At 66.0% G+C, this 13,978-nt stretch carries 7 protein-coding genes; 3 read left to right on the forward strand and 4 right to left on the reverse strand.

The window, feature by feature from the left end; genetic code table 11:
• Positions 1-4: 4 nt before the first annotated feature.
• The 3 genes from DFR48_RS02075 to DFR48_RS02085 form a co-directional block, all read right to left on the reverse strand.
• On the reverse strand, positions 5-1,366 hold the full coding sequence (locus DFR48_RS02075; RefSeq protein WP_114361477.1) for a virulence factor family protein: 1,362 nt from the start codon (positions 1,364-1,366) through the stop codon (positions 5-7).
• The gene (gene mprF, locus DFR48_RS02080; RefSeq protein WP_245415487.1) at positions 1,363-3,945 is read right to left on the reverse strand and encodes a bifunctional lysylphosphatidylglycerol flippase/synthetase MprF; all 2,583 of its coding nucleotides are present in this window, start codon (positions 3,943-3,945) and stop codon (positions 1,363-1,365) included. Before mprF ends, DFR48_RS02075 begins: the two co-directional genes overlap by 4 nt.
• Before the next feature lie 279 nt (positions 3,946-4,224).
• Entirely contained in the window at positions 4,225-6,828 is a 2,604-nt protein-coding gene (locus DFR48_RS02085; RefSeq protein ID WP_114361820.1) for an ATP-dependent helicase, read from the reverse strand.
• A gap of 278 nt (positions 6,829-7,106) precedes the next feature.
• On the opposite strand from DFR48_RS02085, the gene DFR48_RS02090 reads away from it, so the two are divergent.
• Together DFR48_RS02090 and DFR48_RS02095 are read left to right on the forward strand one after the other, a co-directional pair.
• Entirely contained in the window at positions 7,107-8,270 is a 1,164-nt protein-coding gene (locus DFR48_RS02090) for an efflux RND transporter periplasmic adaptor subunit (protein WP_114361479.1), read from the forward strand.
• On the forward strand, positions 8,267-11,395 hold the full coding sequence (locus tag DFR48_RS02095) for an efflux RND transporter permease subunit (protein ID WP_114361480.1): 3,129 nt from the start codon (positions 8,267-8,269) through the stop codon (positions 11,393-11,395). Before DFR48_RS02090 ends, DFR48_RS02095 begins: the two co-directional genes overlap by 4 nt.
• 5 nt (positions 11,396-11,400) lie before the next feature.
• On the opposite strand, the gene DFR48_RS02100 is transcribed toward DFR48_RS02095, so the two are convergent.
• Positions 11,401-12,363, reverse strand: a complete 963-nt coding sequence (locus tag DFR48_RS02100; RefSeq protein WP_170141778.1) for an alpha/beta hydrolase — start codon at positions 12,361-12,363, stop codon at positions 11,401-11,403.
• Between the two features lie 182 nt (positions 12,364-12,545).
• Between DFR48_RS02100 and DFR48_RS02105 the strand changes: the two genes are divergently transcribed.
• Positions 12,546-13,955, forward strand: coding sequence for an FAD-binding oxidoreductase (locus DFR48_RS02105; protein ID WP_114361482.1), 1,410 nt, complete (start codon positions 12,546-12,548; stop codon positions 13,953-13,955).
• The last annotated feature ends 23 nt before the right edge of the window (positions 13,956-13,978 follow it).

Raw genomic sequence — 13,978 nt, forward strand, 5'->3', positions numbered from 1 at the left:
CGTTCTACTCGCCGAGCCGTGTCTTGAGCGATGCGAGGATACGTCCGGCGAGGGCTTCGTAGTCCTCGTCGAAGTGGTGTCCGCCGGTAATGCCGATGCTCTCGACGCCGCGGTCCTTGAGCGTCGGGCAGGGGTCGTCCTCTTCCTCCGTGCCGTAGATGCACTGGACGCGCTTCGGATCGATCTTCGCGATGTCGTCGACGGGATCTCCGGCACCTTGCCCTGAAACGCCAAGCCAGCCCTCGACCGAGATTTCATAGTCGACCTGATGCGACAGCGCCATCAGGGTTACCTGGGCGATCCGTGCCTTGTCGTCCGGCGGCAGCAGGTTGTAGGTCGCCGGCAGGACGTCGGCCCCGAAGGAATAGCCGGCCAGCAGCACATGGCGGACCTTCCATTTGCGGCGATAGGTGTCGATGATCCGCGCGAGATCCTCGGCGGTCTCCTTGGGAGTGCGCTGCGACCAGAAATAGTGCAGCGAGTCTACGCCGACGACAGGGATACCCTTTTCCTGCAATACTGCACCGACCTGCCTGTCGAGGTCCCGCCAGCCGCCGTCGCCCGAGTAGATGATCGCCATCGTGTCCATGGCGGGCGTCGTATCGAGGAGCGTGAGCGGAAGCCCGAGCGGGTCGTCGGCATTGCCGCCGGCATCGACCCGGTCGCCGAGCGCCTGGGCAAGGGCGTCGCCAGCGGTATCCTCGACATCGCGAACCTCGATGTCACCATGATCCTTCACCAGCGAGGCGACGTGGTCGCGACCGGCCTTGTCGGCTGCGGGCGAGAAGAGAACCGTCACCGGAGCCGGCAGCGGGCCGTCGGTCAGACCGTAGACCATGCGGTCGCCGACCCGCTCTTTGGTGGCGGGCGTGCAAAGCTCCTTGTCCAGCGGAATGCCGGCCACCGGATCGACGGCGATCGCCTCGCCGATGGTGGCTGCCGGGCTCTGGGCGATCATCGCGAGCGCCAGTGCGGCACCTTCGCCGATGCCGGCGACGATCGGCGGATTGAAGACGCTCGTTTCCGCCGCCCGCTGGACCTGGTGGGCGAGGGATTCCACATCCGAAATCATGTAGACGCAGTCGCCGTCGTCGGCGCGCAGTGCCTTGAGGTAGGTGGGCAAGTCGATGCCGACGACGATCGCGCCCTTGTCGACGAGCGCCTGCGCCTGCTGCTCCTCGTTGTCGCCCCAGCCGCCGGTGTCCGAGATCAGGAAGATGTCGGCGCGCACTTCGCCCTTCGGCAGCAGGATATGGTCGGCCGGGATCATGCCGGGCTGATAGGTCGGCGACTGGGCAGCGGCGATGCCGGAGGAGACGAGAAGGCTTGCAGCCAGGCTAAAGCCGGAGAGTCCGATAGATTTCATTTCGCTACCACGCCTTTCATGCCGCCGCTGATCAGGAAGGTGATGTCCATGAGCGCCAGCGCCGCGCCGGTGCCGTTGGTGACGGCGAGGTAGCGCGGCTCCCATTGCGGGTGGAACTTGGACTTGAAGGCCCTGAGCCCCTTGAAGTTGTAGAAGCGCTCGCCGTGCTCGAAGACCAGGCCGCCGATGCGGTCCCAGACCGGCGCGGTCTCGCGGCGCGACATGCCGGAGAGCGGCGCCATGCCGAGATTGAAGCGGGAAAAGCCCGCCTCGCGCACATGTTTCATCAGGCTGATGAAGAGGAAATCCATGGCGCCACGCGGCGCGTCGGGCGCAAACCGCATCAGGTCGACCGTCGCTTCCGCCTTCGTATCCGTCGTCATCACGGTGGCGAAGGCGACGATCCGGTCGTCCTTGGTGAGGATCGCCACCGGCTGCGAAAGCACGTATTCAGGATCGAAGGCGCCGAGCGAGAACGATTTCTCGCGCGTGTTGTGATGAGCGAGCCACGCATCCGAGATCGCCTTCAGTTCGTCGAGGATCGGCGGTACGTCCGGCGGCTCGACGATCGAGAAGACGAGGCCGTCGCGCTGGCCGCGGTTATAGGACTGGCGCAGGCCCGCAAGGCGGCTGCCGGCGAGGTCGAATTGTCCGAGATCGACGGTCGCGAGTTCGCCGAGTTTGAAGGCGCGCAGGCCCGCGTCGATGCAGGACGGCAAGAGCGCCGGCGTGATCTGGTAGAAGACGGCGCGGCCGCCCGAGGCGCGGGCCAAGTCGACGAACTGCCAGACGAGATCGGCGAAATCCTCTTCCGCCCCCACGGGGTCGGCGAGCGCGATCCAGGACCGTCCCTGGATGCCGTACATTATGAATGCCTTGCCGCTCCCGGAGAAGAGGAGCCTCTTGTCGCCCATGCGCACGAGGTTGGCGTCGGCGACATCCTGGTCTTCGACGATCGCCACCGCACGCGCGAGATCGTCTTCAATCGCCTCGTCAGGTCGGTGGGCAAGCGGGCGCAGCAGGCTGAACATCGCCACCGCCGCCGAGCTGATCGCAAGGCCAAGCAGCGCCCGCAGGCCGCGCGGGGCTTCCTCGGAGAACTCGAACTGCCACCAGAGTTCGTGGCTGTACTGCGTGTCGCGGTAGACGAAGAGCAGGATGCCGGCGGCGCCGACAACCGTGACGGCCATCGCCGTCAGCCAGGCGGGACCCAGCGCCTGTCCGAAGAGCGAGGCGTGGCGGGTGAAGCTGCCGGCACTGACGAGCATCGCGGCGATGAAGAGGCCGAGCGCGATGGCTTCGAAGACGGCGAGCGCCTTCATCAGCGAGAAGAGGAAGGCGATCGCCGCTGCTGCGAGCCCGACCCACCAGGCGCCGTCGAGGCGCTGGGCGATGCCGCGGGAGGCGATGACGAGGACGAGGCCGAGGATGCTCGACAGGAAGTGTGCCGCCTCGACGATCGGCAGGGGCAGGAGCCCGGCCAGAAGGTCCAGGTCGCCGTCGGGCGTCGGCGTGACGCTCGAGAAGATCAGCATGGCGCCGAGCATCAGCGCATAGGTGGAGAGGAGCGCGGGCACGAGCCGCGCGGCGATCTGGGCGATCTCGGCGGCGAGCGGCTGTTTCGCGAAGCTCCGCAGTTCGCCGACGACGGCAAGCGCGAGCGCAAACAGCAACGGCAGGAAGTAGTAGACCAGACGGTAGAGGACGAGGCTGCCGAGGAGCTGGTCGGCGCTGATCGCGTTGCCGAGGCCGGCGATCATCACCGTCTCGAAGACGCCGAGGCCGGCGGGAACGTGGCTCAGAACCCCGAGCGCGACGGCTGTCGCGTAGATCGCGAAGAAGGCCGGCCAGCCGATATGTGTTTCCGGCAGCAGGACGTAAAGGGCCGATGCCGAGCCTGCGAGATCGAAGGCGGTGACGAGAAATTGCCGGGACGACGTGCGCGTGTCAGGCAGGCGGAGCGTCACGCCGGCGATAGTGATCTCGCGTCCGTTTCTGCTGAGGAAGACGAGAACGGCCAGCACCACGACGACGGCCACGGCAGCGAAGCGAAGCGCCGGACCGTTCAGGCCGACGATATCGGCGACCCGCGGCGCGACGACCAGCAGCGCGAGCGCGCTCACAGCGGCGAGCCCGAAGCCGAAGGAGAGCGTTACAAACGCGATGACGCGGGCGATTTCGCCTGGCTGGAGCCCCATCCGCGAATAGGCGCGATAGCGGATCGCGCCGCCGCTCAAGGGGCCGAAGCCTGCGGTATTGCCGACGGCGTAGGCGATAAAGGCAGTTGTCACGACCGACGGCAGCGGCAGTTTGCGTCCGATGTAGTCGATGGCGTTGGCGTCGTACAAGGCGAGCGCGCCGTAGCTGAGCGCGGTGAAGAACGCTGCCCAGAGAAGCGACCACCAGGAGGTATCCCCGAGGGCGGCGAGGACGTCGTCATAGCGCACCTCCGCGGTCAGGCGGTGGATCGCGAAGATCATCATCGTGAACACGGCGACGACGGCGACGGCCGTCAGATAGCCGCGATAGCGGGAAAGGAGCCGGCTAGCACCGGATTGCGTTTCACTGTCGGGCAGCATGCCTTTATCCATTGCGGAAGGTCTGGCGGGTTTCGCATGATTCGATGACAGGCCCGTGCCAATGATCGGACGCGGACCGGGCAGGGGACTTTTGCGTGCAGCCGGGTTGGCGGAGGTCGGCCGGCATCATCTCTCGTCGATCCTTGTCCAGGCTGACGCAGCCCCGGGGGCGGGGACGCGCTTGGTTCAGGTCTTTTTCAGACAACGGGAATGCGAAGGAATAGTGGCAAGCGGCCGGACGGTCACGGGATTGTATCCGGCGGCAGGTCGCGAGGGGACTTACACCCGCTCGACGAAGCCGTCCAGCACGCGCTTCTGGCCGGCGCGGTCGAAATCGATCGTAAGCTTGTTGCCCTCGATCGCAGAGACGTTGCCGTTGCCGAACTTGACGTGGAAGACGCGGTCGCCGAGCTTGAACTTCGATGGCTCCGAACTGGTGGATTTCGCCACCAGTTCGCCCTCGATCGTCCTGCCGCGCGGGCCGCTCTCGCCGTAGCCGATGCGTTCCACCGCATGGCCGGAGCGGGTACCCCAGTTGTCGCGGGTGGCGTCCGACTTGTTCTGCTGGGCGCGTTTCCATCCGGGCGTCGAATAGGAGTTGGCGAAGGGATCTGCGCGATCGAAGCGGGACTGGCCGTAGCCGCCGCGTCCGTAGCCGCCGTAGGACGTTTCGGCTTCGGCGACCTCGACATGGCTCTGCGGCAGTTCATCGAGGAAGCGCGAGGGCATGGTTGACTGCCAGAGGCCGTGAATGCGGCGGTTGGAGACGAACCAGATGTGGCAACGGCGCTTGGCGCGGGTGATGCCGACATAGGCGAGGCGGCGTTCTTCCTCGAGGCCTGAGCGTCCGCCTTCATCGAGGGCGCGCTGGTGGGGGAAGAGGCCTTCCTCCCAGCCGGGCAGGAAGACGGTGTCGAATTCGAGCCCCTTGGCGGAATGGAGCGTCATGATCGAAACGGCGTCCATGTCCTCGTTCTGCTCGGTATCCATGACCAGCGAGACGTGTTCGAGGAAGCCGCGCATCGATTCGAAGGCTTCCATCGAGCGGACGAGTTCCTTGAGGTTTTCGAGCCGGCCCGGCGCTTCCGCCGACTTGTCGTTCTTCCACATGTCGGTATAGCCGGACTCGTCGAGAATCTGCTCGGCCAGCTCGGTATGCGGAGTCGTTTCAAGGCGTTCCGACCAGCGGCGGAAGTATTGAATCACGTCGAAGAGCGCCTTGCGCGCCTTCGGTTTCAACTCGTCGGTCTCGACCATCTCGGCGGCGGCTGCGAGCATCGGAATGTCGCGCGCGCGGGCATAGTCGTGCAGCGCCCGGACCGTGGTGTCGCCCAGGCCCCGCTTCGGGGTGTTGACGATGCGCTCGAAGGCGAGATCGTCGGCCGGCTGGCAGACGAGGCGGAAATAGGCCATGGCGTCGCGGATTTCGAGGCGCTCGTAGAAGCGCGGACCGCCGACGACGCGGTAGTTGAGGCCGAGGGTCACGAAACGGTCTTCGAACTCGCGCATCTGGAAGGAGGCGCGCACGAGGATCGCCATTCCGTTGAGGGCGTGCTTCTTGCCGTCGGCGTCACCGCGCTGCAGCCGTTCGATTTCCTCGCCGACGGCGCGGGCCTCCTCCTCGGAATCCCATGCGGCGTGGACGATCACCTTCTCGTCGTCGGGCTCGGTGCGGTCGGTGAACAGCGTCTTGCCGAGGCGTCCCTCGTTGTGGGCGATCAGGTGGCCGGCGGCACCGAGAATGTGCTCGGTGGAACGGTAGTTGCGTTCGAGCTTGATGACCTTGGCGCCGGGGAAATCCTTCTCGAAGCGCAGGATGTTGTCCACCTCCGCGCCGCGCCAGCCGTAGATCGACTGATCGTCGTCACCGACGCAGCAAATATTGACGGTGGGGGCCGGCCCCTCGCCCCCCGCTCCGCGGGACCCTCTCCCCGCAGGCGGGGCGAGGGGGGGGCTGGCGCCCGCCGCACCGTCCTTCTCCCCGTTTGACGGGGAGAAGGTGGCCGACAGGCCGGATGAGGGGCTGTTCCTGGATGCCGCCGACCTCTGTGCCAGCAATCTCAGCCACATGTACTGGGCGGTGTTGGTGTCCTGGTACTCGTCGACGAGGATGTACTTGAAGCGCTGATGGTAGTCGCGCAGAACGTCCGGATTGGCTCTGAACATGCGGATCGGATGCAGCAGGAGATCGCCGAAATCGCAGGCGTTCAGAGTCTTGAGCCGGTTCTGGTAGGCCGCGTAGAGCTCCCGTCCCTTGCCGTTTGCGAAGGCGCGGGCGTCGCCCTCCGGGATCTGCGCCGGATCGAGACCCTTGTTCTTCCAGGTGTCGATCATCGCCGCAAACTGGCGGGCCGGCCACCGCTTGTCGTCGAGCCCTTCGGCCTGGATCAGCTGCTTGATCAGGCGGATGACGTCGTCGGTGTCGAGAATGGTGAAATCGGACCTCAGTCCGACCAGTTCGGCGTGGCGGCGAAGGATCTTCACGCCGATCGAGTGGAAGGTGCCGAGCCAGGGCATTCCCTCGACGGCGCCGCCGACCAGCATGCCGATGCGTTCCTTCATCTCGCGGGCGGCCTTGTTGGTGAAGGTCACGGCGAGGATTTGCGAGGGAAAGGCCCGGCCTGTCGCAAGAATGTGGGCGATGCGCGTGGTCAGCACACGGGTCTTGCCGGTGCCGGCGCCGGCGAGGACGAGCACCGGACCCTCCGTCGTTTCCACGGCTTCGCGCTGTTCGGGATTGAGGCCGGACAGATAGTCCGGGGTGCGGGCCTGATCGCGGGCGGCCATGGCACGGGCGGCAATTCCGCCTGTCGCCGGTCCTGCCGGCTTGCGCGGCGGCGGCTCTTCATCGAAGAAGGGAATGTCGTCGTAACCGTTACTCATGGCGCCCAATGTAGTGATTCGGACCGGAAAGGCGAGTCAAGACGTTCTGGTTTCATTCCGGCTCGGGCCGGTTCCCGGCTCTTCTACAGGAAATATCGGGTGACCGCGGCCGGTCCGCATCCGTCTCGGGTGGCCGATGACAATTTGGTAATGTTGGCCGGCAGGCCTTGCCGAGAGTCGACCCCGCGGAAATATTGGCGCATATGTCGACCGAATTTGGACGCCTTCGACCGCCCGCACATCCGCCGCGGTCCGGCAGTCCTTGCCGGAGCTTTTAAATGCCCCTCTGGAAACAGGTGATCGTCATTTTCGCGGTGGTTGCCGCCTTCGTCGTCGGCTGGGCAAGGTTCGTGCCGGGAGCCGGAGACCTGCTGCTGCGGATTGGGACGCCCGCCGGGCTGGTTGCGGTCCTGGCGCCGGCCGGGGAGACTGCGGGACCGGATGCCAAGGGTGGCGAAGGCAACCGTCGGGGCGGCAACGGCGCGCCCGTGGTCGTCGTGCAACCCGTCAGCCTCGGCACCGTCAACGACCGGCTCTCGGCGATAGGCACCGGCGACGCCGTGCAGTCCGTCGCGGTCACGCCGCAGGTCGACGGCACGCTCGCCAAGGTGGCGATCGTTTCGGGGCAGAAGGTTACGAGGGGTGATCTCCTCGCCCAGCTCGACAACGACGAGCAGACGATCGCGCGTGACCAGGCGCGGGTGGCGCTGAAGAGCGCGACCGAGAAGGCGAACCTCTACGCCAATCTGAAATCCACGGTGTCGCGCATCGACGCCTTCGATGCGCAGATCGCCGTCGAGGCGGCGAAGCTTGCACTCGACACCGCCGAACTCAACCTGAAGCGGCGTGACATCGTCGCCCCGATCGACGGCATTGCCGGCATCATCACCATCAATCCGGGAGACAACGTCACCACGGGAACGGTGATCGCCACCCTCGACGACCGTTCCGAAATCCTCGTCGACTTCTGGGTGCCTGAGCGCTTCGCGCCCATCCTCAAGGTCGGGCAGGCGGTCGAGGCGACCGCGGTCGCACGCCCCGGGCAGCTCTATCGCGGGACGGTCGAGGCGATCGACAACCGCATCGACGAGGCGAGCCGCACGCTGCACGTGCGCGCCCGCATCGCCAACGCGAATGACGACCTGAGGGCCGGCATGTCGTTTACCGTCACCATGGCGTTTGCCGGGGAGAACTATCCCTCCGTCGATCCGCTCGCCGTGCAATGGGACGGCGAAGGCGCATTCGTCTGGCGCATCGGAAGCGAGAGCAAGGCGGAGAAGGTCCGCGTCCGGATCGTCCAGCGCAATCCCGACGCCGTGCTGGTCGATGCCGACCTGCGCCCCGGCGACAGGGTCGTGACGGAAGGTATCCAGCGGGTGCGCCAGGGCGGGACGGTCCGGCCGGCCGGAGAGGAGACCGGCGTTCCGGTCGCAAGTCAATGAACGGGCCGTTTTCCGATTTCCCCGGCGGCGGCAGCGCGGGCTTCACTGCCCTCTTCGTCAGGCGGCCGATCCTCGCGCTGGTCTTCAACGCGCTGATCGTCGTCGCGGGGCTTGCGGCCTTCTATGGCATCGAGGTTCGCGAGCTCCCCGACGTCGACCAGCCGGTGATCACCGTGCGCACGACTTTCTCCGGCGCCTCGCCCGAGACGATCGACCAGGAGGTGACGACGGTCATCGAGGGGGCGGTCGCGCGCGTGTCGGGGCTGAAGAGCATGTCCTCGACCTCGCAGTTCGGGCAGAGCCGCGTCACGCTGGAATTTTCCGACAGCACCGATCTCAACGTCGCGTCGACGGATGTGCGCGACGCGATTTCTCGGGTTTCTAACGACCTGCCGGACGATGCCGACGAGCCGCGCATCGTCAAGGCGGACTCCGACTCGCAGCCGATCATGCGGCTCGCCGTAACCTCGGACCGGATGAGCCTCGATGATCTCACGCTGCTGGTCGACAATCAGATTTCCGACCGTCTCTCGACGGTGGACGGTGTCGCCGACATCGAAATCTACGGCGATCAGGAGAAGATCTTCCGCATCGACGTCGACCAGGCGGCGCTGGCAAGCCGCGGGCTCACCATCGCATCGCTGACATCCGCGCTCTCCAATCTCGCCTTCGACGTGCCGGCGGGCTCGCTCACCAGCCCGACGCAGGACATCGTCGTGCGCGCGACCGCCGACCTCAGGACACCCGAGGATTTCGGCAGTCTCATCGTGCAGAACCGGGTCCGGCTGAGAGACGTGGCCACGGTAACCTTTGGCGCTGACACCGGAACGACGAGCCTGCGCTCGAACGGCCGCGCCGGCATCGGTCTCGGGATCATCCGGCAGGCGCAGTCGAACACGCTCAGCATCTCAAAAGGCGTTGCGGCGGCGGTCGCCGAGCTTTCGAAGACGCTGCCGGAGGGCACCGAGCTGCGCATCACCAGCGACGACGCCGTCTTCATCCGCGGCTCGATCGAGGAAGTGGTGCGCTCGCTGGTGCTTGCCGCAGTGATCGTCGTCGCGATCATCTATCTCTTCCTGCGCGACGCGCGCGCGACGATCATTCCCGCCGTCACCATGCCGGTCGCGCTGATCGGTACGGTGGCCGCCATCTATCTCGCCGGATTTTCGATCAACATCCTGACGCTGCTTGCCGTCGTGCTTGCGACCGGCATGGTGGTCGATGACGCGATCGTGGTGCTGGAAAACATCGTGCGAAGGCGCGGGCAGGGGCTCGGCCCGCGGGCTGCCGCCGTCCTAGGCACACGGGAAGTGTTCTTCGCCGTCATCGCGACAACGGCGACGCTCGCTGCCGTCTTCGTGCCGCTCTCCTTCCTGCCGGGCCAAGTCGGTGGGCTTTTCCGCGAATTCGGTTTCGTGCTCGCCTTCTCCGTCACGCTTTCCTCGCTGGTGGCGCTCACGCTTTGCCCCATGCTCGCCTCGCGGGTCTTGAAGCCGCACGAGCACCGGGAGGGCGGCGATCCACTCGGCCGCTTCGGCGACGCCTTTTCGCGCTTCTACCGCAAGACCCTTCATGCGTGCCTTGCAGCGCCGCTGATCGTCTTCGTCGTCGCGGCCCTGTTTTCGCTCTCCGCGCTCGCCGCCTTCTCGCTGATCACCAGCGAACTCACGCCGCGGGAAGACCGCTCGGCGCTGATGCTGAGGGTGACGGCGCCGCAGGGGGTCAGCCTCGACTTCATGCGCGACCAGATGCAGCGGATCGAGGAGAATCTCGAACCGCTCCGCAAGAGCGGCGAAGTTGCCAACCTCTTTTCCATTTCGGGTTTCGGCAGCAGCAAGAACAGCGGCTTCATGGTGCTGACGCTCGCCCCGTGGGAGGAGCGCAGCCGCAGCCAGGACGAGATCGCCGCAGACGTCAACGCCGCCGCAGCACGGGTGCCGGCGGTCAGGGCCTTCGCCATGCAGCCGAACAGCCTCAGGATCCGCGGCGGCGGCAGCGGCCTGCAGTTCGCGCTCGTCGGCGCGGACCACCAGACCCTGACGAGTGCTGCGACCCGGCTCGTTGCGGCGATGGAGGAAAGCGGACGTTTCGACGGTCCGCGGCTCACCAACGACATCAGTCAGGCGCAGCTCTCCGTTACCGTTGACCGCGAACGCGCAGCCGAACTCGGCATCGACTTCACAGGGCTGTCGCAGGCGCTGCAGTCGCTCCTCGACGGTCGTTCGATCGGCGACGTCTTCGTCGACGGCGAGGCCTATCCGGTGAAGCTTGCCTCCACCACCCGGCCGATCGACGATCCGACCGATCTCGAGAATGTCTTCCTGAGGACCGCGGACGGCAAGATCGTGCCGATGTCGGTGATCGCCTCGCTTCGGGAAAAGGCGGTGGCGCCGTCGCTGACCCGCGAGCAGCAGCTCGCGTCGGTCGCGATCACGGCCGGGTTGCCGGCGGGGCTTTCGCTCGGCGATGCGCTCAACGAGACGCAGACGATCGCCGCTCCGCTGCTGCCGCCCGGCGTGCGCGTCATGCCGCTCGCCGAAGCGAAGACGCTGACCGAGAACTCGAAGGGCATGGGTGCGACCTTCGGCTTTGCGATCGTCATCATCTTCCTGGTCCTGGCGGCACAGTTCGAGAGCGTCATCTCGTCGCTCATCATCATGGCGACCGTGCCGCTCGGCCTTGCCTGCGCCGTCTTCGCGCTGCTCCTCACGGGTTCGTCGCTCAATGTCTACAGCCAGATCGGCCTGGTCCTGCTGGTCGGCGTGATGGCCAAGAACGGCATCCTGATCGTCGAGTTTGCAAACCAGCTTCGTGACCGCGGACAGTCGGTGCGCGAGGCGATCGAGAATGCGGCCAACCTTCGCCTGCGGCCGGTGATGATGACGATGATCTCCACCGTGCTCGGTGGTGTGCCGCTGGTGCTGGCGACGGGGGCGGGGGCGGAGGCGCGCGTCGCACTCGGCTGGGTCATGGTCGGCGGGCTCGGGCTCGCCACGGCGGTAACGCTCTATGTGACGCCCGTCGCCTATCTGGCACTGGCGCGCTTCTCGAAACCGCATGCGGACGAGGAAAAGCGCCTGCATCAGGAGATGGCGATCGCGGCCAAGGTCGAGGCCGGCGAGTAGGCGCGTCAGCCCTCCGGCTGCTCGGTGCCGGGGCCGACGACCGTGTAGGCGTTGCCGGCCGGCTCACGGCGCAGGTAGCGGTTGGAGAGCGCGGCGCTGCCGCGGCGAAGAATCTCGCCGAAGACTTCGTCGATCGCCTCGTTGCGCTGGCCCGAAACGAAAAAGTAGTGTCGCCAGCTTTCCGGATCGAGAACGATGTAGTCGGCATTGGCGGCGAGCGGTTCGGCGCTGCCGTCGAGGTTTTCGAGAGAGCGTCCGAGTCTCGCCTCGCCGAACATGGTCGTCGCCACCTGGAGCGCCGGATCGTCCTTGTTGATGAAGACGAAGATCTCGTCCGCAAAGGTGAGCTTCTCCATCCAGGCACGGTGGCCGGGCAGCCCCGTCTCCGGGACCGCGAAGAGGATGCGTGCGGCGAGCCCGGTTGGCAGCGCGGCGTCGGCCTCTCCGACATGGCGAAGGACCTCTCCGGCGAGCGAATGGGCGACGATCACGAGTGGCCTTCCGGCAAGCGTTCCGCCGGGCTCCCGGCGCTCTGCCACCTGGCGCAGGAGCGCGACGAGCCGCTCGCTTGCCGCTTTCGCATTGAGGACCGGAAACTCCCTCACCGATATCCAGGAGGGCCAGCGGAACATGATGACGTCGGCGCCGGCACCTTTGGCGAGTTCCTCCATGGTGTAGAGGCCGAAATCGCCGTCCGGTTCGGGGCCGAAGCCGTGGACGTAGAGGACGAGCGGCTTTTGCTGAACGTCAGCGGCAGGAAAGCTGGCGATCGCGGCGTCGAGCTCCGAAAGGGCGAAGTGGTGGCCGTCGGCGGTGACGAGCGAGAAGCTGTCGTCGGAAGCGCTTGCCGCGCTCGTCTGCGGGTGCAGGATCGCCGCGACGATGGCGTCGTAGTTCCACCAAGCATAGCCGGCGGCCATACCGATCGCGATGAACACCAGGGCGAGATATTTGAGGAACCTGACCATCCCCGCATTCATAGGCGATCGCCGGCGGTCTCCGCAATGCGGCGGGACGCGGCAGCGCTGTGAATTGGCTCTCGCGGCCGGGCCTCGTCACTGGACAAGGGGTGAACTCCTGTCCCATACCACATTGGACAGACGTTGAATGGCGCGGCGCGCCGGGACGTCGGGACAGGGAGAGCGACGACATGGCGATGAAGGACGTGCAGCCGGGAACGCGCAACGAGGAGGGGATCGCGGCCGTCCTCGGCATCCTCAAACAGACCTTCGGCGAGCGTTTCCAGACCGGTCAGTCGTTCCGCGAGCAGCACACCCACACGACCACCTACCTGCCGGCCCAGCTTCCCGACGGCGTCGTCTTCGTGGAAAGCGCCGACGACGTGAAGACGGTGGTGAAGACATGCGTAGCCCACAAGGTGCCGATGATCCCGTTCGGCACCGGCTCTTCGCTGGAGGGGCACCTGAACGCGCCTAGCGGCGGGATATCCGTCGACTTCAGCCGCATGAACAGCGTGCTAGAAGTGAATGCCGAGGACCTCGACTGCACCGTCGAGCCGGGTGTGACGCGCGAGGAACTCAACACCTATCTGCGCGATACAGGCCTCTTCTTCCCGATCGATCCGGGTGCGAACGCCTCGATCGGCGGTATGACGGCGACGCGGGCCTCCGGCACCAATGCCGTGCGGTACGGCACGATGAAGGACAATGTGCTGTCGCTCACCGTTGTGACCGCCGACGGCGAGGAAATCCGCACCGCGCAGCGGGCGAAGAAGTCGTCGGCCGGATACGACCTCACGCGGCTCTATATCGGGTCGGAGGGAACGCTCGGCATCATCACCTCGGTGACGCTGAAGCTGCAGGGCATACCGGCGAAGATCGGCGGCGGCGTTTGCGCCTTCCCGAGCCTGAAAGCCGCCTGCGATGCGGTCATCATGACGATCCAGATGGGCATCCCGGTCGCCCGCATCGAACTTCTCGACGAGATGCAGATCAAGGCCTGCAACGCCTATTCGAAGCTCTCCTATGCGGAGAAACCGACGCTCTTTCTCGAATTCCACGGCACCGAGGAGACAGTAGCACTGCAATCGGAGCAGTTTTCCGAAATCGCCGCAGAGTGCGGCGCCGACGAATATCGCTACACCGCCAATGCCGAGGAACGCGCGCAGCTCTGGAAGGCGCGGCACAACGCCTACTGGGCAGGGCGCGCGCTGGCGCCGGAGCTGAACGGCCTTTCGACGGATGTCTGCGTGCCGATCTCGCGGCTCGCCGACTGCGTGGCCGAGACCCAGGCGGATATCCGCGAAACGGGGCTTCTGGCACCCATCGTCGGTCATGCCGGCGACGGCAATTTCCATGTGCTGATGCTCTTCGACGACAAGAAGCCGGCGGATCTCGCCCGCGCCGAGGCGTTCATGGCCCGCCTGAACGGCCGGGCGCTCGCGATGGGCGGCACCTGCACCGGCGAGCACGGCGTCGGACAGGGCAAGATGTCCTACCTCGAACAGGAGCTCGGCTCGGCGCTTCCGGTCATGCGGGCGATCAAGAAGAGCCTCGATCCGAACAATATCTTCAACCCTGGCAAGATCTTCCGCCTGTGACGGAAAGGAGTGCCGAATCCGAC

It is taken from the genome of Ciceribacter lividus (assembly GCF_003337715.1).
Taxonomy (GTDB): domain Bacteria; phylum Pseudomonadota; class Alphaproteobacteria; order Rhizobiales; family Rhizobiaceae; genus Allorhizobium; species Allorhizobium lividum.

What these genes read in the sequence shown, in the direction of transcription:
- DFR48_RS02075 (WP_114361477.1), bottom strand. Translation starts at nt 1,366, where the DNA reads ATGAAATCTATCGGACTCTCCGGCTTTAGCCTGGCTGCAAGCCTTCTC.
- mprF (WP_245415487.1), bottom strand. Translation starts at nt 3,945, where the DNA reads ATGCTGCCCGACAGTGAAACGCAATCCGGTGCTAGCCGGCTCCTTTCC.
- DFR48_RS02085 (WP_114361820.1), bottom strand. Translation starts at nt 6,828, where the DNA reads ATGAGTAACGGTTACGACGACATTCCCTTCTTCGATGAAGAGCCGCCG.
- DFR48_RS02090 (WP_114361479.1), top strand. Translation starts at nt 7,107, where the DNA reads ATGCCCCTCTGGAAACAGGTGATCGTCATTTTCGCGGTGGTTGCCGCC.
- DFR48_RS02095 (WP_114361480.1), top strand. Translation starts at nt 8,267, where the DNA reads ATGAACGGGCCGTTTTCCGATTTCCCCGGCGGCGGCAGCGCGGGCTTC.
- DFR48_RS02100 (WP_170141778.1), bottom strand. Translation starts at nt 12,363, where the DNA reads ATGGTCAGGTTCCTCAAATATCTCGCCCTGGTGTTCATCGCGATCGGT.
- DFR48_RS02105 (WP_114361482.1), top strand. Translation starts at nt 12,546, where the DNA reads ATGGCGATGAAGGACGTGCAGCCGGGAACGCGCAACGAGGAGGGGATC.